Genomic DNA, 655 nt, shown 5'->3' with positions numbered 1-655 from the left:
TGGCGAGCAGGTGATGTTTGAGCCGGGGCAGGAGCTGCCGGCTGACTGTCTGAACCTGTTCGGCGGCTTGCCATCGGAGCCCGAGGAGGGCGACTACGCGGTGATGCAGGAGCTGCTGCGGCACCTGTGTGCCACGAGCGAGGCGCCGGGCATGGGGCCGGAGGATATCGCCGACTGGGTGATGCGCTGGTGTGCGCTGCCGCTGCAGCAGATCGGCGCCAAGATGACGACGGCGCTGGTGTTCCACGGGCCGCAGGGCACGGGCAAGAACCTGTTTTTCGACGTGCTGCGCGACATGTATGGCGAGTACGGCGTGATGGTGNGTGCCACGAGCGAGGCGCCGGGCATGGGGCCGGAGGATATCGCCGACTGGGTGATGCGCTGGTGTGCGCTGCCGCTGCAGCAGATCGGCGCCAAGATGACGACGGCGCTGGTGTTCCACGGGCCGCAGGGCACGGGCAAGAACCTGTTTTTCGACGTGCTGCGCGACATGTATGGCGAGTACGGCGTGATGGTGGGCCAGACCGAGCTGGAGGAGCGATACAACACCTGGCTGAGCGGCAAGATGCTGATCATCGGCGACGAGGTCGTGAGCCGGCAGGAGATGTACCACACCAAGAACCGGCTCAAGTGGATCATCACGCAGGAGACCAAG

At 65.4% G+C, this 655-nt stretch carries 1 protein-coding gene; it reads left to right on the top strand.

What is annotated here, in order from left to right:
- Positions 1 to 13: 13 nt before the first annotated feature.
- Positions 14 to 655 (top strand): primase-helicase family protein (locus ABGI63_RS25770; protein WP_349745374.1); only part of this gene is annotated, 642 nt, incomplete at its 3' end.

It is taken from the genome of Roseateles cavernae, from assembly GCF_040187885.1.
Classification (GTDB): Bacteria; Pseudomonadota; Gammaproteobacteria; order Burkholderiales; family Burkholderiaceae_C; genus Roseateles_E; species Roseateles_E cavernae.
This window is presented reverse-complemented; position numbering and strand designations above follow the sequence as displayed.